24 protein-coding genes, 1 other RNA gene and 1 other annotated feature are annotated in these 22,799 nt (G+C 55.0%); of the genes, 3 read left to right on the top strand and 22 right to left on the bottom strand.

All coding sequences use genetic code 11. The features are described from left to right. Positions 1 to 5: 5 nt before the first annotated feature. From ruvX to CIG75_RS06945, 5 genes are all read right to left on the bottom strand, one after another. Positions 6 to 434, bottom strand: coding sequence for a Holliday junction resolvase RuvX (gene ruvX, locus CIG75_RS06965; protein ID WP_094235989.1), 429 nt, complete (start codon positions 432 to 434; stop codon positions 6 to 8). Further along, on the bottom strand, positions 431 to 682 hold the full coding sequence (locus CIG75_RS06960; RefSeq protein ID WP_094235988.1) for an IreB family regulatory phosphoprotein: 252 nt from the start codon (positions 680 to 682) through the stop codon (positions 431 to 433). Before CIG75_RS06960 ends, ruvX begins: the two co-directional genes overlap by 4 nt. Positions 683 to 762: 80 nt before the next feature. After that, positions 763 to 1,827 (bottom strand): AI-2E family transporter, encoded by a 1,065-nt coding sequence (locus CIG75_RS06955; RefSeq protein WP_094235987.1) that lies wholly within the window; start codon positions 1,825 to 1,827, stop codon positions 763 to 765. A gap of 93 nt (positions 1,828 to 1,920) precedes the next feature. Next, complete coding sequence (locus CIG75_RS06950) at positions 1,921 to 2,790, bottom strand: UbiA-like polyprenyltransferase (protein WP_094235986.1); 870 nt, start codon at positions 2,788 to 2,790, stop codon at positions 1,921 to 1,923. A 132-nt stretch (positions 2,791 to 2,922) separates the two neighbouring features. Continuing rightward, the gene (locus tag CIG75_RS06945) at positions 2,923 to 3,771 is read right to left on the bottom strand and encodes a DUF116 domain-containing protein (RefSeq protein WP_094235985.1); all 849 of its coding nucleotides are present in this window, start codon (positions 3,769 to 3,771) and stop codon (positions 2,923 to 2,925) included. Positions 3,772 to 3,885: 114 nt separating this feature from the next. Between CIG75_RS06945 and CIG75_RS06940 the strand changes: the two genes are divergently transcribed. Next, the gene (locus CIG75_RS06940) at positions 3,886 to 5,175 is read left to right on the top strand and encodes a LysM peptidoglycan-binding domain-containing protein (protein WP_172844428.1); all 1,290 of its coding nucleotides are present in this window, start codon (positions 3,886 to 3,888) and stop codon (positions 5,173 to 5,175) included. A gap of 44 nt (positions 5,176 to 5,219) precedes the next feature. Here CIG75_RS06940 and CIG75_RS06935 read toward each other — a convergent pair whose 3' ends face one another. Together CIG75_RS06935 and CIG75_RS06930 are read right to left on the bottom strand one after the other, a co-directional pair. After that, entirely contained in the window at positions 5,220 to 5,675 is a 456-nt protein-coding gene (locus tag CIG75_RS06935) for a TlpA family protein disulfide reductase (protein ID WP_094235984.1), read from the bottom strand. A gap of 22 nt (positions 5,676 to 5,697) precedes the next feature. Then, positions 5,698 to 6,231 (bottom strand): peroxiredoxin, encoded by a 534-nt coding sequence (locus tag CIG75_RS06930; protein WP_094235983.1) that lies wholly within the window; start codon positions 6,229 to 6,231, stop codon positions 5,698 to 5,700. Between the two features lie 157 nt (positions 6,232 to 6,388). Here CIG75_RS06930 and CIG75_RS06925 point away from each other — a divergent pair, with 157 nt between their 5' ends. Both CIG75_RS06925 and CIG75_RS06920 read left to right on the top strand, forming a co-directional pair. After that, entirely contained in the window at positions 6,389 to 6,784 is a 396-nt protein-coding gene (locus tag CIG75_RS06925; protein ID WP_227874377.1) for a DUF1540 domain-containing protein, read from the top strand. Further along, the gene (locus CIG75_RS06920) at positions 6,781 to 7,002 is read left to right on the top strand and encodes a hypothetical protein (protein ID WP_094235981.1); all 222 of its coding nucleotides are present in this window, start codon (positions 6,781 to 6,783) and stop codon (positions 7,000 to 7,002) included. Before CIG75_RS06925 ends, CIG75_RS06920 begins: the two co-directional genes overlap by 4 nt. Positions 7,003 to 7,084: 82 nt before the next feature. Here the strand turns inward: CIG75_RS06920 and CIG75_RS06915 are convergent, their stop codons facing one another. From CIG75_RS06915 to hemZ, 15 genes are all read right to left on the bottom strand, one after another. Then, positions 7,085 to 7,294, bottom strand: coding sequence for a hypothetical protein (locus CIG75_RS06915; protein WP_094235980.1), 210 nt, complete (start codon positions 7,292 to 7,294; stop codon positions 7,085 to 7,087). An 18-nt stretch (positions 7,295 to 7,312) separates the two neighbouring features. Then, positions 7,313 to 7,813, bottom strand: a complete 501-nt coding sequence (locus CIG75_RS06910) for a PRC-barrel domain-containing protein (RefSeq protein ID WP_094235979.1) — start codon at positions 7,811 to 7,813, stop codon at positions 7,313 to 7,315. Positions 7,814 to 7,839: 26 nt separating this feature from the next. Beyond that, entirely contained in the window at positions 7,840 to 8,973 is a 1,134-nt protein-coding gene (locus CIG75_RS06905; protein WP_094235978.1) for a cysteine desulfurase family protein, read from the bottom strand. 73 nt (positions 8,974 to 9,046) lie between these two features. Further along, entirely contained in the window at positions 9,047 to 9,454 is a 408-nt protein-coding gene (gene cymR / locus CIG75_RS06900) for a cysteine metabolism transcriptional regulator CymR (RefSeq protein WP_094235977.1), read from the bottom strand. After that, positions 9,438 to 10,118, bottom strand: a complete 681-nt coding sequence (locus CIG75_RS06895; RefSeq protein WP_094235976.1) for a YczE/YyaS/YitT family protein — start codon at positions 10,116 to 10,118, stop codon at positions 9,438 to 9,440. Before CIG75_RS06895 ends, cymR begins: the two co-directional genes overlap by 17 nt. A gap of 2 nt (positions 10,119 to 10,120) precedes the next feature. Further along, a complete protein-coding gene (locus CIG75_RS06890; protein ID WP_094235975.1) occupies positions 10,121 to 11,452 on the bottom strand; it encodes a replication-associated recombination protein A in 1,332 nt (443 codons plus the stop codon). A 2-nt stretch (positions 11,453 to 11,454) separates the two neighbouring features. Continuing rightward, positions 11,455 to 12,492 carry a threonine aldolase family protein gene (locus tag CIG75_RS06885; protein WP_094235974.1) on the bottom strand — a complete coding sequence of 346 codons (1,038 nt, stop codon included), beginning with the start codon at positions 12,490 to 12,492 and terminating at the stop codon, positions 11,455 to 11,457. Positions 12,493 to 12,615: 123 nt separating this feature from the next. Then, entirely contained in the window at positions 12,616 to 13,665 is a 1,050-nt protein-coding gene (locus CIG75_RS06880; protein WP_094235973.1) for a threonine aldolase family protein, read from the bottom strand. A 128-nt stretch (positions 13,666 to 13,793) separates the two neighbouring features. Beyond that, complete coding sequence (gene map, locus CIG75_RS06875) at positions 13,794 to 14,543, bottom strand: type I methionyl aminopeptidase (RefSeq protein ID WP_094235972.1); 750 nt, start codon at positions 14,541 to 14,543, stop codon at positions 13,794 to 13,796. Between the two features lie 123 nt (positions 14,544 to 14,666). Continuing rightward, positions 14,667 to 14,854, bottom strand: a non-coding RNA gene (gene ssrS, locus CIG75_RS06870) — 6S RNA. Positions 14,855 to 14,940: 86 nt separating this feature from the next. Further along, positions 14,941 to 16,770, bottom strand: coding sequence for an aspartate--tRNA ligase (aspS, locus tag CIG75_RS06865; protein ID WP_094235971.1), 1,830 nt, complete (start codon positions 16,768 to 16,770; stop codon positions 14,941 to 14,943). Between the two features lie 28 nt (positions 16,771 to 16,798). After that, positions 16,799 to 18,046, bottom strand: a complete 1,248-nt coding sequence (hisS, locus tag CIG75_RS06860; RefSeq protein WP_094235970.1) for a histidine--tRNA ligase — start codon at positions 18,044 to 18,046, stop codon at positions 16,799 to 16,801. Between the two features lie 65 nt (positions 18,047 to 18,111). After that, positions 18,112 to 18,353 (bottom strand) — a binding site (T-box leader). A 23-nt stretch (positions 18,354 to 18,376) separates the two neighbouring features. Next, the gene (locus tag CIG75_RS06855) at positions 18,377 to 19,606 is read right to left on the bottom strand and encodes an MFS transporter (RefSeq protein WP_094235969.1); all 1,230 of its coding nucleotides are present in this window, start codon (positions 19,604 to 19,606) and stop codon (positions 18,377 to 18,379) included. Next, positions 19,596 to 21,173: a putative polysaccharide biosynthesis protein gene (locus tag CIG75_RS06850; RefSeq protein ID WP_094235968.1), complete on the bottom strand. Its 1,578-nt coding sequence runs from the start codon at positions 21,171 to 21,173 to the stop codon at positions 19,596 to 19,598. The genes CIG75_RS06855 and CIG75_RS06850 overlap by 11 nt, the downstream gene beginning before the upstream one ends. An 81-nt stretch (positions 21,174 to 21,254) precedes the next feature. Continuing rightward, positions 21,255 to 22,769 (bottom strand): coproporphyrinogen dehydrogenase HemZ, encoded by a 1,515-nt coding sequence (gene hemZ / locus CIG75_RS06845; protein WP_094235967.1) that lies wholly within the window; start codon positions 22,767 to 22,769, stop codon positions 21,255 to 21,257. Positions 22,770 to 22,799 lie beyond the last annotated feature (30 nt).

Below are 22,799 nucleotides of genomic sequence, written 5' to 3'. Positions count from 1 at the left end.
GGCACCTACTTTCCGTTTTGTTGTCTATCTAAATAACTTTGTAGGAAGATTGCCGCCGCCATTTTATCGACGACTCCTTTGCGTTTCTTACGGCTTACATCTGCTGATATCAGCATACGCTCGGCCGCCATCGTTGATAACCGCTCGTCCCACAATACGACTGGCAAATTGAATTTTGCTTTTAGTATTTCGGCAAACTGCTCGCTTAATTCACCACGCGGCCCGATCGTCCCGTTCATGTTCTTAGGGTAGCCCAGCACGATCGTGTCCACCTCATACTGTGTGATCAACTCGCCGATGCGCGCCAGATCGGCCTCTTCACTTTTGCGGGTGATCGTCTCCACACCTTGCGCCGTCCAGCCCATCAAGTCACTGACAGCAATGCCGATACGCACATCGCCATAGTCGATCCCAAGCGTTCTGCTCACATTCATCCTTGATCCCTCATATAGGCCCGGACCAGTTCCTCGATCAACTCGTCTCGCTCCAAGCTGCGAATGATGTTACGCGCGTTGTTGTGATTGGTGATGTAGGCGGGGTCACCAGAGATCAGATAGCCGGAGATCTGGTTGATCGGGTTGTACCCTTTGACCCGTAACGCTTCAAACGCGATCAACAGCGCTCGTCTTGATTCACTGTCTTCCACGCGTCCGCTGAATTTGATCGTATGGTCAAACGACATTTGCAACACCTCATTACGACATCATGATATACCTCTTCAGGCAACTTTTTCCGCGAATCAGGAATCGGGACAATTATACGTCAATGCTTCATGTAGTGCAACACCACATGCTGTAAGATCACCTTGCCGACCGCCACCACCGGGATCGCCATGATCAATCCGATGATGCCAAACATCTCCCCGCCGAGCAGCAGTGCGAAGATGATCAGCATCGGATGGAGCTTCAACGTGCGTCCGATCAGATAGGGCCCGATCAGATTGCCTTCCAACTGCTGGATGACTAAGTTTACGATCAGCACTTTTAGCGCCATGAGCGGAGACACGGTAAAGGCGAGCAACAGCGCTGGAGCAGCCCCGAAAAACGGCCCGACATAGGGGATGATGTTGGTCACCGCCACGATCAGCGCCAAAATGATCCCATATGGCATTCCGATGATCAGATAGCCGATATAAGCCAAACTCCCGACCGCTACGGCAACCAGCAGTTGACCGCGGATGTAATTGCCGAGCGCTTCATCGATCGAGCGGAGCAAGCGGATGATCTCTTGACGCTTCTGGCGTGGGAAGAAGGTGATCACCGTTTTTTCCATCACTTTTAGATCTTTGAGCATGTAAAAGACGAGAAACGGCACGACGAACCAGCCGACCGCGCTTTCGATCGTATTTCCTGCCGACTCTAACGTCTTGGTGATCAGCGCAGTCACCTTCGCCTCGAGCGTGCTCAGGTTGGAATCGACCGCTTTACGCACCGCGTCAGGCAGCCTTTTTTTGTCTTCGTTAAACATGTCCATCCACCAGTCAACGCCTTGGATCAATTGCGGCAGGCGCTCACTCAGCTCCCGCAATTGATCGATGAACATCGGTATGGCGTTGACCAGCAGCACGGTGATCACCACGAAGAACACGATGTAGATGATCAGAATGCTCGCCCCTCGCGGCACTCCCCGCGCATGCAGGCGCGCGACTAACGGATTGAGCAGATAGGCGATGATCACCGAGATCAGAAACGGCGTGAGAACAGCGCTGATGACCGCCCAGATCGAGCGCAGCACATCGCGCAATTCCCAGAGCAGATACAAACACGAAAGCAACACCAGCACGACCAAAAGCGGGTACAGCGTGCGGCTCTGCCGCCACAATTTCATGATGTGTCCACCTCCTGCCAGCTCTGACCTTTGTAGTTTGCCCCAAAAAAGCAAAAAGCCCTCCAATTGGAGAGCCTTCCTGCTCTTTCCGACTTACCAAAGCGAGATCGCGATGTCACCGAGGGTGAAGACGAAGGCGACAGACGCCACATACGAGTTGACCTTGAAAAAGGCGAGGTCGATGCGGCTCATATCATGCGGCGAGATGATGCGGTGTTCGTACCACAGCAACCCTGCGACCGCAGCAACGCCGATCCAGTAGACGATGCCAAGATCGACGTAGATTGGCACCAGCGCAAACAGCACGATCGTCAAAATGTGCATCAGGCGCGACAGGCGCAGTCCGCCCGCGATGCCAAACCGCACCGGGATTGAGTGCAGACCGTGCCGTTTGTCAAACTCGACATCTTGGCAAGCATAAATGATATCGAACGCCGCGATCCACACGGCCACGGCGCCAGCCAACAAAAGCGCCGGCATGTCGAACGAACCGGTCACCGCAATCCAGCCGCCCAGCGGCGCAAAGGAATCGGCCAGACCGAGCACAAGATGGCAGGCCCAAGTAAAGCGCTTACAGTACGGGTAGAGCACCAGCACAGCCACCGCCAGCGGCAACAGTGCGAAGCAAAGCGGGTTGAGCATGTAAGCGGAGACGCCGAGCAGTACGAGCGAGCCGATGATAAACAGCCACGCTTCCAAACTTTTGATCTTGCCGCTCGGAATTTCGCGACCAGCCGTCCGCGGGTTTCTCGCGTCAATCGCCGCGTCGATCACGCGATTCAGCCCCATCGCAGCGCTTCTAGCTCCGACCATCGCCAGCGTCACCCAGACGAATGTCATCAGGCTCGGCCAAGACTGGGACGTGTAATACGAAGCCATCACCATGCCGATATAGGCATACGGCAAGGCAAAGATCGTATGTTCAAATTTGATCATCTCCAGAAAGAGACGAATCTTAGACATAATAAATCCCCCTAATTGATCACATAGCATACTTCTCTATTACAGCGATCAAAAAGGGGGTTGTCAACCCATTTATCGACTTCACGAGTATGTGACTGTGATCAAACGATTTTGTTGCTTTATTTCGAGCGCTTACAATTTGACCCGTTCAATTTCCGTTTCTTTGATCAACTCTTTGCCCAAATACATGCGGATCGCATTTTCCATCTCCGTCAAGTTGATGTTGGTGTTGCGGCACGGACCTTCCGGACGTTTGTTGGCGATGGCGATCACCGGAACGGCCGCTCCAACATCTTGTACCCCTGCCATCAGATCACGCTCACAAGCCACCGCAATCACGCCTTTGGGACGTTTTTCGGTCAGCAGTTGGCGAGCCATCTGACCGCCCGCGCAGATGTGGAAATCAACATCGTATTTCGCCGTTACCGCTTTGATGTCATCGCGCGTCTCTTTGTCCAAACAGCGCGGCAACAAGATCAGCAGTTCGTCGCGCTCGATGTTCTCTTGATTGACCGCCGTCAGACGGTTGCCCACTTGCAAGATCGAGTTGGACATGCGATCTTTGGAGATTCCAAAAACGCTGGAGATCTTCACTGTCCACGGAATGATGTTCGATAGCGCAACATGACGCCCTTTAAAAAACGGAACGAAGTTCTTGCCCGTCAGCACGGTTGCCCCGACCAGCAAGAAGACCAGATCCAAAGCGCCAAGCACACCGACCAGCCCCATGATGATCGTGCGCATCACCCACTCCGGCAACTCCATCAAACGCGGCTGCACCAGAAAGAGCATGAGCCACGCGCCGCTGTTGAGCAGTGTCAGTGTGATCGAGGTGAACCCGAGAAACACCCAAGGCGTGGTCTCCAGATTCCCGTTGTTTTCCTCCACTTGACCGCTCCAGCCATCCCATGTATCCCCGAGCTTGCGGGGTACCACTTTCGTTTCTTCCGCTTCTGCCGTCGTCGTTTCGACGTTTGCCATTCCTTATCCCTCCTGCCACACATTTCCTTGCCACTATCATGCCCGAAGCGATGGCAAGTTATTACATCGGAGGAACCAAGTGCGCCCAGTAGGCATATCGTGTGGAGAGTGTACATGTCGAAGGAAGGAGCAACCACGGTGCATCTCTATCACACAAAAGCGGGCGACACGCTGGAAGGGATCGCCATCCGCCACCGCGTGACACCCGATGTGCTGCGGATCTGCAACGGTCTTCCACCTTCACCCTTCCTGCTGCCAGGGCATACGCTTCTCATCCCGTCACAGCTCACGTTGACTGACAAAGCTGGCTATCAGACCTACCGCGTGCAGGAAGGCGACACCTTGCGCTCGATCAGCGAGCGCACCGGGGTGCCGCTGACACTGATCTCACTGAGCAATGGGCTTGGTGACGAGCTCGTCAGCACAGGCGACATTTTGCAGATTCCCGACCTGCAACCCCGCAGCACTCAGCCCAAAAAGCAGCTTGGACTGTTCAGCATGACACCGCTCCCCTTGCCAACTGGTGCGCATTGTCCACTGACCTATCAAGGCACGCACGATTTGCGTATCGACGCGGCAGGCAATCTACATCTGCCGCCGCTGGCAACAGCAAGGGAACAAACGGCACGTCAGCTCTTCTTGTGCACGCTGGACGGCGCCCCGCAGATTTTGCCCGATGTGGCCAAAGCGATCGTAAAGAGCGAAGAGGCCAAACTCCGCATCCTCGATCAACTGGCGATGCGATTGGGCCCGGCGGGCGGAGATGGCATCATCTTCGACTGGCCGGCGATGCGTCGTGAAAATGAAGTCGCCTACCTGCAATTGGTGAAAGAAGCCGGACGCAGATTGCGCCCGATGGGCTATGTGGTCGGGCTTTACCTGAACGCCTCCTCTCCGCTCTGCAAACGAACCTCCTTGCTTGCCGATGTCTGCCGTCAGCTTGACCACCTGTTTTTTGAGCCGATCACCAGTGATCGCAAAAAACGATCTCTTCTCTCGCCGCTTGTCGGGATCGAGGAGACGCGCCAAGCCATGCAGAAGGCTGTCGAATGCCTCCCACCCGAAAAAATATGGCTCGTGCTGCGCCCTGCTGCCGTCTATGCCTCTCAAGGACGCGCGGTGGTAAAGCTCGCACCGCATACGGCGATGCAGCTCGCCTACGAGCACGGCTCGCCCTTGATGCGAGATTCGGCGACCGATCTGGCTTGGTTTCGCTGTCCCAACCGAGAAGGAGGACATTCTGTGTGGTTCGATGATGTCAAAAGCTTTGTGGGCAAATTGGAAATGTTGGAGCATATGAAACTCCAAGGCATCGCCCTGTGGGAAGTCGGTGCCTATTTTCCTGACGCTTGGCAGTACCTGTACGAGATGTATGAGACTCGTTTCGAGCCTGATCCGCGGTGAAAATAAAAAAGCTCTGTCTCCCCAAGGAGAGACAGAGCTTTTTATCAGGCTTGCGTCAGGCCGAGAACTTGTTCGATCTTCGGCTGCAATTTCTCAAAACCGCGGTCGCCCGCCGTACGGAAAAACAGCTTGCCTTCTTTATCGAACAGGAAAAATGCCGGAACGTATTCGTTCTGGAATGATTCGGCCATCTTGTGCAGGTTGTCGATCGCAACCGGATGGGTGATCCCATACTTCGCGATGTCCTCCTGCACTTTATCGATGTTGGTGTCCGCTTCATAGCGCGGGAAATGAACGCCGACCAATTGCAAACCGTGCTCTTTATACTGGTCACGGTACTTGATCAGGTCATTCATCGTCTCGTGACAAATGTGGCACGATACAGCCCAAAAGTGGACCAGCACATATTTGTCAGACAGGTCGGCCGGAAGCTGATCCTCGTGGAACCACTGGGTGGCTCCGGTCAGCTCTGGACGTTCAGAGCCTAAGCGCATCGGCATTGGAGTCTACCCTCTTTCCGACTTACAGAGTCGATTGACCCGGTTTCCAGTTCGCCGGGCACAGACCGCCAGTTTGCAGCGCTTCCAGAACGCGCAGGGTCTCGTCAACCGAGCGACCAACGTTCAGGGAGTTGATGGTAGCGTGTTGAACGATACCTTCCGGGTCGATGATGAACAGGCCGCGCAGGGCGATACCTTGCTCTTCGAGCAGAACGCCGTATGCACGAGCGCATTCTTTGGTGATGTCAGCGCCCAGCGGGTAGTTCAGTTCGCCAAGGCCGTTATTTTCGCGCGGAGTTTTGATCCATGCACGGTGGGAGTGGATGGAGTCAACCGACACGCCGAGGATTTCAGCGTCCAGATCAGCAAACTCTTGAGCGCGATCGCTCATAGCAGTGATCTCAGTCGGGCAAACAAAGGTGAAGTCAAGCGGATAGAAGAAGAGAACCAGCCATTTGCCACGGTAATCTTCAAGAGTTACCGAGACATCGAGGGTCTCCAGGTTTTTAGTGGACAACATGTTAAAATTCGGTGCTGCGGATCCAACCAACGGCATAATATTACCTCCTCTGGATATGTATGCTACCTAATAATTGTAGACATACGGCTCGATTTTAGCAAGAACTTGTGAGCTAAAATGTAAGCTTCATCACTTGCCCTCGTTATGATTTCCCAATTTCCTAGGCAAACTATACTCGATGAGGAGGGGAAATATGACACGCGTCATCTGTTCTGTCAACACCTGCACACATTATCTGAATGAAGACGTCTGCGGAGCGGCTGCGATCGACATCATGCATGAGGAAGAAGGTCGGATGTCGGCGCTGGCCGAACAAACGATGTGCAAAACGTTTCATGAAGCGTCGGGAATCACCAGCTACCTCGGCTCGATCGACAATGTGAACTGGACAGGCGCTTTACTCAAGATGGCCGGATCGAATCATCAGGCCAATCCGCAGATCGACTGCACCGTCGCATCTTGCCACTATTGGGAGGAGGGCAGAGGCTGCGCGGCCTCGGTGATCGAAGTGAGCGGATGCCAAGCCAATGAATGCCAAGACACGAACTGTAAAACGTTCAAGCTCCGCGAAGGAGGTACTAGACTTTGAACACCCGCCGATTCGGCTATGAACTGACCATCAAAGAGATCGACGCAAACACTTCCTACGAGCCGCTCGAACTGTGTGGTCTGACAGGTCTTGGCCTCGACCGCATGAAAAGCCTGCTCGACAACGCCGTGCTCCCGACCGACGATTCCTCCCGCATAAGCGGTCGCGATTTTGTGCATTGGGTCCATCAAAACGATCTGCCAGTCAAAAAGGAGTAGACCTCCAGAACTAGAGCGCTACGGCGCTCTTTTTACACACAAAAAAAGCTGATGTCTCCACATCAGCCCCTCATACTCACACTTACATGCCCACTTGCAGATCGGGCAGATCGACATGTAGTTTCGGCAGTGGCAGGTCGTCATAGGCGATCAGGGAGCCGTCTTCCTCCACTTGGAACAGTTTTACTTCATCGCCGGTCACGCTAAACTCCATAAAGCAACCCCAGCAATAAAACTGGTACGTGCCAATTTTGCCGATGTCGCGGCAATTACAATGAGGGCAGCGGGTCATGGGTGGGGGACAACCTCCTTAAAGTTCCTCGGCCAACTCCACATCGGCTGGCACAAGCAAGGTATCTTGTCCCACCATGATCTCCGGATGGGCAGGCAAGACTTTCCGACCTTCTTTCAGATCGACCAAAAAGCCTTCCGATACCTCGTACCCTACTATTGTGTTCAACTCTTCATCCAAGTAAACATCTTCCACCGTTCCCAAATAGGTTCCGTCCTGCGTTAGCACCTCTTTGCCGACAAATTGCACGTCACCTTGGACAAGGCTGCGGATCAGACCTGTCGAATCGCGAAATTCTTCAATGTCCCCATCTTGCGAAATCGTGATCGCATCCTGCCCGATCCCTTGGAGCTTGGCTTTGGGCAAAATCTTGCCCGCCGTCAGCACCGTCGCTTTGGTCAGCAAGAGCGAATGAAAGATACCTGTGGCAGAGAACAGCACATCGCGCACTTCTCCGATGTGCTCTCCCCGTTCCAGACCGATCACCGGCAACCCCACCAAGTCTCTGGCTTTCCGCATACACAACCTCCTTTGGCCCGAAGCGCCTAACGCCGTTGCAAACGCTGCACGATCTCCACCACTTTGTGTGCCGCCTGGGTCACCTCTTCTAAGGTATTCTGTCCCGAAAAAGAGAATCGAACCGCTGAGCGCACAGACTCCTCGGCCAGCCCCATCGCCATCAACACATGGGACGGCTGCAACGACCCCGAGGTGCATGCCGACCCGCTCGCAGCCATGATGCCCGCCATGTCGAGATTCATCAGAATGCGCTCAGCCACAGCGCCCGGAAAGGTTACATTCAAGATCGACGGCACCGCTTGCTCCGGAGAATTGACCTGCAAACCGTCCACACCTGCCCGCAAAATGGCAAGCATCGCATCGCGCAGTTCTGCGACCTGTGCATAATTTTCCTGCACGCGCGCAGTCGCCAGCTCTACGGCCACTCCAAGTCCGATGATTCCCGGCAAGTTCTCCGTGCCAGCTCGACGCTTAAATTCCTGAGCCCCGCCATGCTGTGTCGGTTTCCAATACAGCCCGCGGCGCACATACAGCGCTCCGACCCCTTTGGGGCCGTGCAGTTTGTGGCCTGAAATCGACAGCAAATCGACCCCGAGCGCTTCCACATCGAGTTCCAGCAGGCCCACGGCCTGCACCGCATCGGTATGAAAGAGGATGCCGCGCTCTCGTGTCAAACGCCCGATCTCCGCAATCGGTTGTCGAGCCCCCGTCTCATTGTTGACGGCCATCACCGAGACGAGCGTCGTATCGGCACGTAAGGCAGCGGCGATGTCGGCCGCCTGCACAATCCCGTCCGCCCTTGGCGACACATAGGTCACTTCATAGCCCATCTCTTGTAAAAACTCAAACGTATGCAACACCGCATGGTGCTCAATCGTCGTCGTGACCAGATGCTTCCCGCGTTCCCGATAGCCGAGCGCCGTCCCCACGATCGCTGCGTTGTCCGCTTCGGTGCCTCCGCTGGTGAACACGACCTCGTTTGGATTAGCATGGATCGCCTGCGCCACTTGCTCCCGCGCCCGCTCAATCGCGCCTTTCGTCTGCCGCCCAGCGGTGTGCACGCTGGACGGATTGCCGTACAGCTCGCTGAAATAAGGCCGCATCGCGTTCAGCACTTCTTCAGAAACGGGCGTCGTCGCCGCGTTGTCCAGATAGATCACTGTGAATCCCCCTTACTGCTCGGATGACAAAAGGGTATGTGTTTTCCACATACCCAAGGTAAAACTTGACGTATTAAATATAGAACATGATCGTGTCTTTTCCAAACCGCTTTTTGTCGATCAAATCCTGCAAAGTCGTGCTGTCCAGCACTTCGTTGATTGAACTGCGCACCTTTTCCCACAGATCGGCCAGTTCTACCTCTGGATCATCAACGATCGTGATCGGTCCCTCCAACACGCGGATGATGTCGCCAACGGTGATCTCTTGCGGCGCCTTGGCCAGCACATACCCGCCATACGCCCCACGAATCGAACGGACCAAACCTGCATTGCGCAAAGGAGCGATCAACTGCTCCAGATAATGTTCTGACAGCGACTGGCGCTCCGCAACCGATTTTAACGACACGGGGCCCTCCCCGAAATACATGCCCAAATCGATCATCAACGTGATTCCATAGCGTCCTTTAGTGGATAATTTCATGCTTGATCTCTCTCCTCTCTACCAACGGTCCAACTACCCGTGCTGCCCATTTGATGCCCCATTCGGTCGGATGACCGATCAACAGGGAGAACATGATGGTGCCGATTCCAAACGGGCCGCCGAGCAGTATCCCAACGACGACAACCCCGACTTCGATCATCGTACGTACCCAGCGAATGGCGATGCCTGTGCGCTGATGCAGCACCAGCATCAGCCAATCGCGGGGGCCGGCCCCTAGGTTACAAGCTATATAAATACCCACGCCGTACCCAGTAAACAGCAAACCGATCAAAAATTGCGGCCACTGCTGCCACCAGATCGTCGGCGCAGGCATCAGATCAAAAATCAAATCGCAATACAAACCGACCAACGCGATGTTGAGCAAACATCCCACTGTCGGGCGACTGCGCGCCAGCCAGCAAACCAGCACCAGCAAGAAAATTCCCGATACTTGCTGAGCAGTGCCGAACGTCAGCGGCGTGTGCAAGGTCAGCCCCATGTGAAACACATCCCACGGCGATGCACCCAGTCCGGCACGCACGATGCTGACAAAGCCGATGCACATTACCAAAAATCCGATGTTGAGCACGACCATACGGCGCAGATGAAACTTCCACGATGCTTCGACCAACATTCGCCCGTTAGTGTTGCTCTCTAGTTGCACCCTTATCCCTCGTTTCGCTTGACTCGCCAGTACTGAAGTCGGTCTGAGATGATCTGTTCATATCCATTGCGAGTTGGTGCATAGAACGTCTGCCCCAAAAGCTCTTGCGGGAGATAGCTTTGCTCGACATAATTCCCCGGGAAATCATGCGGATAGAGGTAGCCCTGACCATGGCCCAGTTTGGCTGCCCCTTTGTAATGCGCATCTCGTAAATGCGGAGGCACTTCGACCGTGCTGCCGTCGCGAATCATCTGTAAGGCGTTGTTGATGCCCATGTAGGCCGCATTTGACTTCGGCGCGGTCGCCAAGTAGGTCACCGCTTGCGCTAAAATGATCCGCCCTTCCGGCATCCCGATCATCTCCAGCGCCTGCATGGCCGACACGGCGACTTGCAGTGCGCGCGGGTCGGCATTGCCAATGTCTTCCGATGCGGAGATGATGATGCGGCGCGCGATAAACTTCGGGTCTTCTCCGGCATCGATCATCTTGGCCAGCCAGTACAACGCCGCGTCCGGGTCGGAGCCGCGAATCGATTTAATAAAAGCGGACACGGTGTCATAATGGGCATCCGCATTTTTATCATAGCGCACAACACGGCGCTGAATCGATTCGGCCGCTTCATCGAGCGTAACGTGGATCACGCCATTGGCATCGGGCGGGGTGGACAGCACAGCCAGTTCCAACGCATTGTACATGCGACGCGCATCTCCGTCCGCATAGCGGGCGATGTGCTGAAGCGCCGCTTGTTCCATCTGAACGTTGAGGTGGCCAAGCCCGCGCTGCGGCAATGACAAAGCGCGTTCCGCCATACGGATCAAATCTTCCTCATGGTGCGACTGCAAACGGAAGATCTGCGAGCGCGAGAGCAGAGCGGCGTTGACTTCGAAAAACGGATTCTCCGTCGTTGCCCCGATCAAGATGACCAACCCTTCTTCGACATGGGGCAGTAGAGCGTCCTGTTGCGCTTTGTTAAAGCGATGGATCTCATCGACGAACAGCACGGTTCGCTGGCTGTACATCGACAACGCGTTTTTCGCTTCTTCGACCACTTTGCGAATGTCAGCAATCCCTGCTGTCACCGCATTGATCGAGCGAAACATCGACTTGGTGTGCCCGGCGATGATTTTCGCAATCGTCGTTTTCCCAGTGCCGGGCGGACCGAAGAAGATCAACGAGGTCAACTTGTCCGTTTCGATGGCGCGGCGCAGTAGTTTCCCCTGTCCGATGATCGCCTCTTGGCCAATCAGTTCCTCCAAATTTTGTGGGCGCATCCTAGCGGCGAGAGGGGCGTTCTGCTTCTGCTCTTCCTGAGCCTGAAATCCAAACAGATCCAATGTTACGCAACTCCCCGCACGATGCGCTGTACTTTCAGCAACGCTTCGTCAATCTGCGCTCGGGTGACGTCTTTGTGCGTAACAAAGCGCACCAGTTCCGGCCCGAAGTCGCCGCACAGCACCCCTGCTTCTTGCAGACGGGAGACAAACTCTTCTTCGCTCAGCCCCGTTCCGGCGACGTTTACGATCACGATGTTCGTCTCCACAGCGCTGATGTCGATCTGCAGTCCGTCAATTTCTGCCAAGCCTGCTGCAAACCGTTTGGCGTTCGCATGGTCTTCCGCCAACCGATCGACCATCTTGGTCAAGGCGACCAAGGCGGGTGCTGCGATCACGCCAACTTGGCGCATCCCGCCGCCCATCCGCTTGCGGATATAGCGCGCTTGTTCGATCGTCTCTTTGCTACCAGCAAGAATCGAGCCGATCGGAGCGCCAAGCCCTTTGGAGAAACAGACCTGTACAGTATCCACATATTGCGTAAATGCTGTGGCTTGGTGGCCAGACGCCACCACCGCGTTAAACAGCCGCGCGCCATCCATATGGATCGGTACGCCATGTTCCTTGGCGATCTTCGAAACGGCGTGCAGATGATCGAGCGGTAAGATCGTGCCCCCCGCCTTGTTGTGCGTGTTCTCGACGCAGATCAGGCCGGTGCGGGGATGGTGGATGTTAGCGGTACGAATCGCCTTTTGCACATCCTCTGGGTTCATCGCACCGCGGTGGCCCGGCAAGGTGTTGGTGCTCACCCCCGCGTAGACAGCATGACCAGCCCCTTCATACAAGTAGATGTGCGATTCCTGCTCCAAAATGATCTCATCGCCGGGACGGGTCAGCGTTTGAATGGCGATCTGATTGCCGAGAGTGCCTGACGAGACGTACAAAGCTGCTTCTTTGCCGAGCATGTCCGCCGCCGTTTCTTCCAATTTGATCACAGTCGCATCATCGCGCATCACATCGTCGCCGACTTCTGCGTCGTACATCGCCTTGCGCATCTCCTCGGTCGGCTTGGTGACCGTATCGCTCCGCAAATCTATATACATTTGACACACTCCATTTCCGAGAAGATTACTTTGTTTTCATTATAGAGCATCGTCTCGAAAAAGCTACATATTTTTACATGCGAAAAAAGCCATCCCGTCCAGGATGGCTGGGCTGGGACGCGATTACGCCGTTACTTTGCTTTTCGCAACACGGTTGATCACTTCCAGCGCTTTGTGAATATCGTCTGTCGTCACTTCATGATGGGTGACGAAACGGATTTGACCTGGGGTCATCATACCGCCCATCACACCTTCGTGGTAACAGCCGATCAACAGATCTCGTGCTGTGATCGGACCGTCTTCCTTCATCGAAAAATAGATCATGTTCGTGTCGATGTCATCGAGGTTGATCTCAACGCCTTCGATGTTGGCCAGCCCTTCTGCCAACAGTCTGGCATTGGCGTGGTCTTCGGCGAGACGATCGACCATCTCGGTGAGCGATATCAGCATCGGAGCTGCGACAACACCCGCTTGGCGCATCGTACCGCCCAGACGCTTGCGCCAATGGCGCGCCGTATTGATCGTTTCTTGATCGCCTGCGAGGATCGAGCCAACAGGTGCCCCGAGGCCTTTGGTGAAGCAAACTTGCACCGTGTCCACATATTTGGTGATCTCACTGACGGGCAACCCGCTCGCGACCGCAGCATTGAAGACGCGCGCGCCGTCCATGTGCATCCGAATTCCCGCCTCTTGCGCGATCTCCTGCAATTGCGCGAGGTTGTCATTCGGGACGATCACACCGCCGTGAAAGTTGTGCGTGTTCTCGACGCAGATCATCGCCGATTTTGGATAGTGCGGGTCGATCATCGGACGAATGGCTGCACGCACATCATCTGGGTTCATCACGCCGCGCTTGCCCGGAACCTGACGCGGTTGAACACCTGCGAGCACAGCATGCGCCGCGCCTTCGAGCATCACGATATGCGAAGACGCCTCGACGATGATCTCATCGCCGCGACCTGTTTGCGACAAGATCGCCACTTGGTTTCCTTGCGTGCCGGAGGTGACAAGAATCGCCGCTTCCTTGCCCAAGCGTTCTGCCGCCATCTCTTCTAGCTTCAGTACGGTCGGGTCCTCAAACATGTTGATGTCCCCCACTTCCGCCTCGTACATCGCCTTACGCATCGCTTCTGTCGGCTTGGTTACGGTATCACTGCGCAAATCGATTCTCATCTTCTCCCAAACTCCTTTGCCCGAAAATTTACTCTATTATTGGTAAGACTATTATATCTGAAAAAGAGTTAAAAACCTATCCTAAAATGAAAAATGAGCGATGGGATTTACCATCACTCATTTTTTCACTAAAGAACGGTCAAAATTTGCGGTCCGTCCGCTGTGATTGCAATCGTATGTTCGTACTGTGTCGTCAGCGACCCGTCGGCGGTGCGGACCGTCCAGCCGTCTTTTTCGTCGAGCGTAACCCCGTGCTTGCCGATGTTGATCATCGGTTCGATCGTGAAGACCATCCCTTCGCGCAGGCGTTGTCCGCGTCCGGCTGGTCCGTAATGCGGTACTTGCGGCTCCTCATGCATCTTGCGCCCGATGCCGTGTCCGATGTATTCGCGCACGACCGAATAGCCGAGCGATTCAGCATAAAGTTGGATCGAGTTGGAAATATCGCCGATACGATTGCCGACGACCGCTTTGTCGATGCCTTTGAACAGGCATTCTTGCGTCACATCGAGCAGTTTTCTCGCATCGTCCGAAACGTTGCCGACCGCGTAGCTCCATGCCGAATCTGCATGCAGTCCGTCGAGCAGCGCGACCATATCGATCGTGACGATATCGCCATCTTGCAAAACGTAGTTGGACGGGAAACCATGGCAGACCACATCGTTGACCGACGCGCAGGTCGCATATTGGTAACCGTGGTAGCCGATTTGAGCTGGCACCGCGTTTTTGCTGCGCATGTACGAATCAGCAAAATCATTGATCTCCATCGTCGTGATGCCTGGGCGGATCATCTTGGCAATCTCGCGGTGGATTTCGGCGATGATACGTCCCGCCTCACGGATTACTTGGATTTCAGAAGGGCTTTTCAATTCGATCACTGATAACACTTCCCACTCTATAGATTTGCTACCCGTTACTATATCATATGCGACCCCATAGAAAAACCCGACTCTGAAAAAGAGCCGGGTCTGATCGTTAATTGGAAATCAACAATGTATTCAAAGAACCCCTCGCAGCCGTGTTACCGATGTTTTGAACCCGCTCGCGCAGGTGGGTTGCCAGTACTGATTTTGGTAATCCGCCTCGACCAAACGGCCAGCGGCTCGCACACCCATCAGTGACTCTCGTGCATCCCATTGTTAAAATGTTGGATCAAAACGAAAGACAATCACCAACATTGGAGGGCTCTTCGATTAAACAAAGTTGAGTTCTTCTGACTTGATATTAACATATACCCAGATTGAGTTGCAAGAAAATTCGAATAGTTCCTAGGAACTATTTTGCTTCTGTTTCTTCCGCCTCTTGTTTTTCGATGCTGGTCGTCGCTTTCCCGCCCAACGCGATATGCAGCGAGTCGAGTTGCTCGATGACGACAGGAGACGGTGCGTTTGTCATCAGGTCGGATGCGGACGTCGTTTTCGGGAAGGCGATCGTATCGCGCAGAGACTGACGGCCAGCCATGATCATGATCATGCGGTCGAGTCCGAGTGCGATCCCACCGTGCGGCGGAGTGCCGTATTCGAACGCTTCCAGCAGGAAGCCGAACTGTTCCCACGCCTCTTCCAACGAAAAGCCGAGCGCTTGGAACATGCGCTCTTGAATCTCCCGGTTGAAGATCCGCATCGAGCCTCCGCCGAGCTCAAAACCGTTCAAGGCCAGGTCATACGCCTTGGCACGGACGTTTGCCGGATCGGTTTCCAGCAGGTGCAGGTCTTCTTCCATCGGCATCGTGAACGGATGGTGAGCGGCCACGTAGCGGTTCGCTTCCTCATCATGCTCAAGCAGCGGGAACTCGGTGACCCAGATGAACTTGAACTCGCTCTCGTCGATCAGGCCGAGCTCTTTGCCCAGCTTGGAACGCAGGGCGCCAAGCGAGTCGGCCACCACCTTTTTGCTGTCAGCCGCAAAGAGCAACAAGTCGCCTTTTTGCGCGCCTGCCCGTTCGATGATCGCAGCCAGTTCTTCCTCAGAGAAAAACTTGGCGATCGGGGATTTTACCCCTTCTTCCTGCACAGCGATCCAAGCCATGCCTTTCGCCCCATAGCGCTTGACGAACGCTTCCAGTTCGTCGATCTGCTTGCGGGAGTAGGTCGCACACCCTGGGGCTACGATGCATTTGACTTGCCCACCGTTTTCGATCGCCAGGTTGAACACTTTAAAGCCGGAGCCGCGCACTTGCTCTGTCAGGTCTTGCAGTTCCAGTCCGAAGCGGATGTCCGGTTTGTCCGAACCGTAGCGAGCCATCGCTTCTCCGTAGGTGATGCGCGGGAACGGACGCGGGATGTCCACACCGATCGTCGCTTTGAACACGCCGGTCATCAGCTCTTCCATCATCGCTTGGAACTGTTCCATCGACAGGAAGGACTGCTCGATGTCGATTTGGGTAAATTCCGGCTGGCGGTCTGCACGCAGGTCTTCGTCGCGGAAGCAGCGGGCGATTTGATAGTAGCGCTCGAAACCGGAGACCATCAGCAACTGCTTGAACAGTTGCGGAGACTGCGGCAGAGCGTAAAACTCACCTGGATGCACACGGGACGGCACGAGATAGTCGCGAGCACCTTCTGGCGTCGATTTGGTCAGGATCGGCGTTTCGACTTCGATAAACGAGTTCTGATCCATAAAGTTGCGCATGTAGGTGGTCACTTTCGAGCGGAGCAGGAAAATCTTTTGCATCTCGGCGCGGCGCAGGTCGAGGTAGCGGTATTTCAGACGCAGGTTTTCATCGACCTCGATGTTGTCTTGGATGTAGAATGGCGTGGTTTTCGCAGCGTTCAGAATTTCGATCTTGGTGACTTTCACTTCGATCTCCCCGGTCGGGATCTTGGTATTCGCTGCTTCACGAGCAGCAACTACCCCTTCTACCGCGATGACAAATTCACTGCGAAGCTTGTCGCCTTGTGCCATCAGCAGTTGATGCTGTTCATCTTCGGACGGTTGGAAAACCGCTTGTGCGAAGCCGGAACGGTCGCGCAGGTCGATGAAGATCAGATTGCCAAGGTCGCGGCGGCGCTGTACCCAGCCGTTCAGGACGACCGATTGCCCTACATGTTCTTTGCGAAGTTCGCCTGCGTTGTGCGTGCGAAACAATGTTTGTTGTTCACTCATCTGGAGTACCCCCTGTAATAGCACATGCTTACATCTTGCTTTGTACTTTTTGAACCAGTTCGGAGAGCGGCACGGTGATCTGCTCACCCGTTTCCATATCTTTCAGATTCGCAACGCCTTGGGCCAGCTCGTCATCACCGAGGATCACGACTTGCCTTGCCCCTTGACGATCGGCTGCTTTCATTTGCGCTTTCATGCTCTTGCCCAGATAGTCTTTGTCGGCGACGATGCCAGAAGCGCGCATCTCTTGCAGCAGTTTGACGCTGTGCTTTTGCGCTTCCTCGCCAAGCGCGACGAAAAAGACGTCGATGCCCTTGTCGATCGGCAATTCCACCTGTTGATTGCTCAAGGCGATCAAAACGCGTTCGATCCCGACTGCAAAACCGATGCCCGACATCTCCGGCCCGCCCAGCTGTTGCACGAGACCGTTGTAGCGGCCGCCTCCAGACAGGGTGGAGCCGTTTTCGATAAACTCAAAAGCGGTCTGCGTATAGTAGTCGAGGCCGCGCACCATGCGCGGGTTGATCGTGTACGCGATGCCAAACGATTCGAGGTAGCTTACGACCGCTTGGAAGTGAGCGCGGTCTTCTTCGGTCAGATGATCGAGCATCTCCGGCGCTCCTTGCGTCAGTTCCTTGCATTTGTCTACTTTGCAATCGAGGATGCGCATCGGATTGCGATCATAGCGGCTTTGGCAGTCTTTGCAAAGCTCTTCTTTGACAGGGAGCAGATGGGCGCGCAATACGTCGCGATAGTTGGTGCGGCTTTCTGGCGAGCCGACCGAGTTGATCTCAAGCGTGATGCCTGACAAGCCAAGTTCAGTGAAAAAGGTCATCGCCAGCGCGATCACTTCTGCATCGATGCTCGGATCACTCGCGCCGATCACTTCCACGCCGAACTGATGGAATTGACGATAGCGGCCAGATTGCGGACGCTCATAGCGGAACATCGGACCGATGTAGAACATTTTCGTCGGCTGCGGCTGTGCGTACAGCTTGCTTTCCACAAAAGCGCGGACGGCCGAGGCGGTGCCTTCCGGACGGAGCGTCAAAGAGCGTTCGCCTCGGTCTTGGAACGTATACATTTCCTTTTCCACGATGTCGGTCGTTTCACCGACGCCGCGTGCAAAAAGCTCGGTGTGTTCGAACAGCGGCGTGCGGACTTCTGCGGTGTTATAGCGGCGACAGACTTCGCGTGCCGTTTTCTCGATCCATTGCCATTTCTCCACATCGCCTTGGAGAATGTCATTCGTGCCCCGTGGGCGGTTGGTCATCATAGGGGACTGGCCTCCTCAGAATACTTGAACAAAATAAAAAGCTCCCGTCTCTAAGCGATCACTCGCTTAGGGACGGGAGCTGTGACTACCCGTGGTACCACCCTACTTGAAGCTGCACACAAAACAGCTTCCACTCGCCGGGTAACGTCCGGTCACGCCACCCTGCTACCGATCTTGCCGGCAAGAATTTCACAGGGGGTCCTCCAGGGTGTCGTTCATCAAGGCGCACTAGAGAGACACTTTCAGCCGTGGCGTCTCCTCTCTGACTAGGCGGGTTCCTGACTACTGGCCCGTTCATCGGATCTCATAGGGATTGAATTAAGAGTAATCTTACTCAGCCAAACTTCGTCTGTCAAGTTTATTTTGTCCTCGACTGCGAAATTTTATCAGCGGAAACAGGCCCAGACCAACTAAAATCCCGCCTGCCAGCGCAAAGCCTGACGTCACGGTGAAAAATCCAAGCAGTGGCCCAGCAACCGCAACACCTAGCGATTCCGCTCCGAAAGAGGCGGTCGCCCAAATGCTCTGGCAGGCGGACATCCGATGTAGTGGCATCTTTTGCTGAATGATCGTCGTCACCGGAATGTCGGTCAAAAAATGAGCAAATCCGGTCAGCCCTATCAAAAGACAGGCGAACACAAGCGGCGGCGTGAAGGCCAGCGCGCCAAACGCCACCCCGTAGAGTAGCCAGCCGAGTGCGACCAGCGTGAGGATGCTCAGTTTGGACAATCGTTTGATCAGGGCGGCACTAGCAAACATGCCGACCGAAAAGCAGGCCATCAGCAGTCCATAAACGTCGCCCTCCCCCGCCAGCAAGGGCAGGCCGATCTTGATCAATCCAGCCGATGCGATCAGGCCGAGCGAGGAAAGCACGATGGCAAACAGCACCGACTTGGTCCGGCCGATCTCAAGGCCCGCGCTTCGAATGTCTTGAAAAATCGTGGCGCGCACCGGGGCAGGCGAAGTCAGTTCGGCACTAGGCAGCGCGATCTTCCAGACGGTCCACAAGGAGAGAAAGAAGCTTGCCGTGTTGATCACAAGCATCAGATCGGCGCGCTCTGCTGCCATCAGCGCACCGCCGAGCAGCATCCCGCCGACTTTGCAAATCCGTTTGGCGCTTTCCGACAAGGAGTTGGCGAGCAACAACTGGTCTCGCGGCAACATCTGCGGCAAGATCGCCCGAAGCGACGGATGAAAAAACGAGCGGGCCGATGTGAGCACAGCGGCCACGAGGCACACTTCCCACACGGTCAACCCGCCCGTCAGATAGCGCACCATCAAATACAACACCGCCACCCCGCGCAAGACGTCGGTCACGATCATCGTCAGCCTGCGGTCCCAGCGATCGACATACGCTCCGGCGATCAATCCGAGCACAAGAAACGGAACCGTTTGGCACAGCACCAGCCAGCCGAGCGCAGCGGGCGATCCGGTCATCTGATAGACCAACCAGACGATGCCGACCTCATAGATCGCATCGCCCAGTTGGGACAATACCTGCCCTGAGAACAGCAAGCGGTAGTTACGCTGTTTGAGCAGTCCAGTATAGCTAACGGACAAAGCGTTTCACTCCCGGCATCCTGCGCAGTTCGTCTTTGGTGATGCCCTTTTGGATAATCATCAAGGCGCCAAAGACCACAGCCCCCACGACGCCGCCGAGCAGGACGAGGACGAGGCTTTCGATGCGCGGCCAAGGAATGATCACATCGAGCGGAATCCACGTCAGCATCCATACGACCACACCCATCAAAAGCGATGACAGTATCGGCTTGCCGAACAGGGAATTGTAAGACAGCTCGATTTCGGCCAGACGTCTGACCGAGGCAAAGTTCAGCGCCGAAGACAGCACATAACCTACCACCGCCGCCAGCCCGGCACCCAGGATGCCGAACTTCGGCACGAGCACGAAGATCAACACCAATTTCAAGCCCAGTCCAGCAAACATGTTGCGAATCGGCAGGTACATAAAGCCCATCGCCTGCAAGATGTAAGCGCAAACAAGCTCATACGAAGAGAAGACGGCCATCCAGGAAATCGCCGCGATCGTATCCGCCCCTTTCAGGTCGGTGAACAACGCGATGTCGATCGGTCCGGCCAGCACGTACAGCCCGACAGCGGTCGGAAAGGCGAAAATGGAAGTCAAGCGAAACGCCGTGATCACCCGGTCATTGCGCAGCTTGATGTTCTTTTGCGCGATCGCTTCGGAGATCGCTGGCATCAGCGACAACCCGACCGCCACGGCGAGCGACAGCGGCAATGCGATCAGACGCAGCGCCCGTGCCGTATACACACCAAATTCGGCCGTCGCAATCTCCTTGGTCCAGTCGAAGCCGAACATCAGCAGGTTCGTGATCGTAAACGAATCCATCATCTGCGACAGGGGCAGCACGATCGACGACAACGAGATCGGAATCGACACTTTTAAAATGCGCCTTAGCACCACTTTGTTCGACTCCGTGGAAGGCCGTAAGTATTTTTTGCGATTTTCCCGGCGTTGTTTGACGACATGACGTCCCAAAAAGAGCAGGGAGACGAACGCGCCAAACACCGAGGCGAAGGTCGCCACAGCGGCGGTAATCCGCGCCTCTGCACCGAGGCTTACGGAGATGAACACACCGATCAGGATCACCGTCACCCGCACCAACTGCTCGATGACCTGCGAATTTCCGGAGACGGCCATCGCTTGATGCCCTTGTATGTAGCCGCGCATCGCGGCGAGAAGCGGCACAACGAGTAAGGCGAAGGCTAGTGCTCGGATCGCCGTAGCGGAGTTATAATCCCCCATCCAGATGCCGATCCAGCCGCCGAGCAGCATCAGCACCGCGAAGATGACTACGCCTGCCAGCGCCAAGAACCGCGCCCCCACGCGGTAAATCTGATCCGCTCCCGCATAGTCACGCAGTGCGTTGCGCTCCGAAACGATCTTTGAGATCGCCAGCGGAATGCCTGCGGTGGCTAGCGTCAGCATCACCACATAGATCGCGTAGGCATTTTGGTACAAACCCATCGCGTAATCCTTGGCCATATTTTGAAACGGAATGATATAGACAACCCCGAGAATCTTGGAAATCAAACCTGCAGCCGCCAGTGAAAAAACGCCTGCTACCAAACCCTTTTTTGCAGACATAAAACGTTCCCCTACTTCACCAAGATTTGCTAACTTCCAGTCTAACACAAAAGTTTCGATCACAGAAGAAACCCCGTTCACTTACGAACGGGGAATCGCGGACTCCGTAAACAGTTCGCGGAGTTTGATCAACTTTTTGTCGGTCGTTTGATCGACCGAATCCACGTACGCCTTCGGTTCTTTCGCATTATAGATGTGACCGAGGAACTCGCCCTTCTTGTACAGTTTGGTCGAAGCGCCACCGCCCAGTCCGATGATCGTTTGACGCTCTTCCATGATCGCGATGTTGTAGATCGAGTCTTTGTCCGGCATGGCATATCCGACATTCTCCAAGTTGCCTAAGATGTCTTTTTGCCGATACACATAGTACGGATGATAGCCCAGTCCTCGCGCCCATGCTGCCGTCTCCGCCATCATTTGACGAACGATGTGCGTGTGCGGGATGTCGTAAGAGTCTTTTTCTTTCGTCACGTCTGACGTGCGCTTGAAGGACATCGTGTGCACGGTGACCGAATCGGGCATCAAAGCTTCGATTCGCTCTCTGGTGTGGCGAACATCTTCGACCGACTCGCCAGGAAGTCCGAGAATCATGTCCATGTTGATGTTTTCAAATCCAGCCTCTTTGACGAGGTGGAAACGCTTATCCACAATGTTTGGCGTATGACCGCGCCCGATCGTTTTTAACGTCTCCGCTTTAAAGGTTTGCGGGTTGACGGAGATGCGGTTGACACCATATTTGCGCATCACCTCGACGCGCTCGGGGGTAATCGTGTCCGGGCGGCCCGCTTCCACGCTGAATTCACGCCATCTGTCCGCATCTGGGATGTGGCGGTATAGCGCTTCAAAAACGCGGGTCAACTCCGGCGCCTGCAAGGAGGTCGGTGTTCCTCCGCCCAAGTATACGCTGGTCACCGGAATCGATTGCTCCACCAAAAATTCCCCGATTCGCGCGAATTCACGCTCCAACGCATCGAGGAAGGAGGGCGCATAGGTCGCCTTGTCTTCCATCGAATAGGCCGGGAACGTGCAGTAGGCGCAGTGTGTCGGACAAAACGGGATGCCGATATACAGCGAGACCTGCTTGTCAATCTGATACAGGTCGGGCATCGCTTTCAACTGCACATCGGCGATCTCCAACAATAGATCGATGCGCTCGTCTGCAATCAGGTACTGCGACTTGAGCACCGTGCGGATCTCGGCGGTGCCCTTTCCTTCTTCCAGCATGTTGTGGACGAGTTTCAATGGTCGGACCCCGGTCAAGATCCCCCACGGTTGCTGCTCGCCTGTCAACTGCTCCAATACATCGTGCAACACCCACAGCACCGCCTGTTTGCTGCGCTTTTTCTGCGCTGCCTCCCCAGGTGGTGTGACGCTGCGACCATGCACGCTCGACAGGTGCTGTCCGCGATTCCGGTCATACAGGTCAGCGCGGGCTGCCACATAATCTTCGCGCTGCTCGGTCAGACGCAGCTTTATATAGATGGCGGCCTCCTCTTGCTCTTCGAAGGTGACAGGGTCTTCTTCAAAAAACAGATGGGTCAGCCGTGCGGTTTCTCGCTGGTACTTCAGGTCGCCAAGATCGATGCAAATCAGCATAGATCGTCACCTCCAGATACCAGTGTACCC

The sequence above is a fragment of the Tumebacillus algifaecis genome, from assembly GCF_002243515.1.
GTDB lineage: Bacteria > Bacillota > Bacilli > Tumebacillales > Tumebacillaceae > Tumebacillus_A > Tumebacillus_A algifaecis.
This window is presented reverse-complemented; position numbering and strand designations above follow the sequence as displayed.

What these genes read in the sequence shown, in the direction of transcription:
- ruvX (WP_094235989.1), bottom strand. Translation starts at nt 434, where the DNA reads ATGAATGTGAGCAGAACGCTTGGGATCGACTATGGCGATGTGCGTATC.
- CIG75_RS06960 (WP_094235988.1), bottom strand. Translation starts at nt 682, where the DNA reads ATGTCGTTTGACCATACGATCAAATTCAGCGGACGCGTGGAAGACAGT.
- CIG75_RS06955 (WP_094235987.1), bottom strand. Translation starts at nt 1,827, where the DNA reads ATGAAATTGTGGCGGCAGAGCCGCACGCTGTACCCGCTTTTGGTCGTG.
- CIG75_RS06950 (WP_094235986.1), bottom strand. Translation starts at nt 2,790, where the DNA reads ATGTCTAAGATTCGTCTCTTTCTGGAGATGATCAAATTTGAACATACG.
- CIG75_RS06945 (WP_094235985.1), bottom strand. Translation starts at nt 3,771, where the DNA reads ATGGCAAACGTCGAAACGACGACGGCAGAAGCGGAAGAAACGAAAGTG.
- CIG75_RS06940 (WP_172844428.1), top strand. Translation starts at nt 3,886, where the DNA reads ATGTCGAAGGAAGGAGCAACCACGGTGCATCTCTATCACACAAAAGCG.
- CIG75_RS06935 (WP_094235984.1), bottom strand. Translation starts at nt 5,675, where the DNA reads ATGCCGATGCGCTTAGGCTCTGAACGTCCAGAGCTGACCGGAGCCACC.
- CIG75_RS06930 (WP_094235983.1), bottom strand. Translation starts at nt 6,231, where the DNA reads ATGCCGTTGGTTGGATCCGCAGCACCGAATTTTAACATGTTGTCCACT.
- CIG75_RS06925 (WP_227874377.1), top strand. Translation starts at nt 6,389, where the DNA reads ATGACACGCGTCATCTGTTCTGTCAACACCTGCACACATTATCTGAAT.
- CIG75_RS06915 (WP_094235980.1), bottom strand. Translation starts at nt 7,294, where the DNA reads ATGACCCGCTGCCCTCATTGTAATTGCCGCGACATCGGCAAAATTGGC.
- CIG75_RS06910 (WP_094235979.1), bottom strand. Translation starts at nt 7,813, where the DNA reads ATGCGGAAAGCCAGAGACTTGGTGGGGTTGCCGGTGATCGGTCTGGAA.
- cymR (WP_094235977.1), bottom strand. Translation starts at nt 9,454, where the DNA reads ATGAAATTATCCACTAAAGGACGCTATGGAATCACGTTGATGATCGAT.
- CIG75_RS06885 (WP_094235974.1), bottom strand. Translation starts at nt 12,492, where the DNA reads ATGTATATAGATTTGCGGAGCGATACGGTCACCAAGCCGACCGAGGAG.
- CIG75_RS06880 (WP_094235973.1), bottom strand. Translation starts at nt 13,665, where the DNA reads ATGAGAATCGATTTGCGCAGTGATACCGTAACCAAGCCGACAGAAGCG.
- aspS (WP_094235971.1), bottom strand. Translation starts at nt 16,770, where the DNA reads ATGAGTGAACAACAAACATTGTTTCGCACGCACAACGCAGGCGAACTT.
- hisS (WP_094235970.1), bottom strand. Translation starts at nt 18,046, where the DNA reads ATGATGACCAACCGCCCACGGGGCACGAATGACATTCTCCAAGGCGAT.
- CIG75_RS06850 (WP_094235968.1), bottom strand. Translation starts at nt 21,173, where the DNA reads ATGTCTGCAAAAAAGGGTTTGGTAGCAGGCGTTTTTTCACTGGCGGCT.
- hemZ (WP_094235967.1), bottom strand. Translation starts at nt 22,769, where the DNA reads ATGCTGATTTGCATCGATCTTGGCGACCTGAAGTACCAGCGAGAAACC.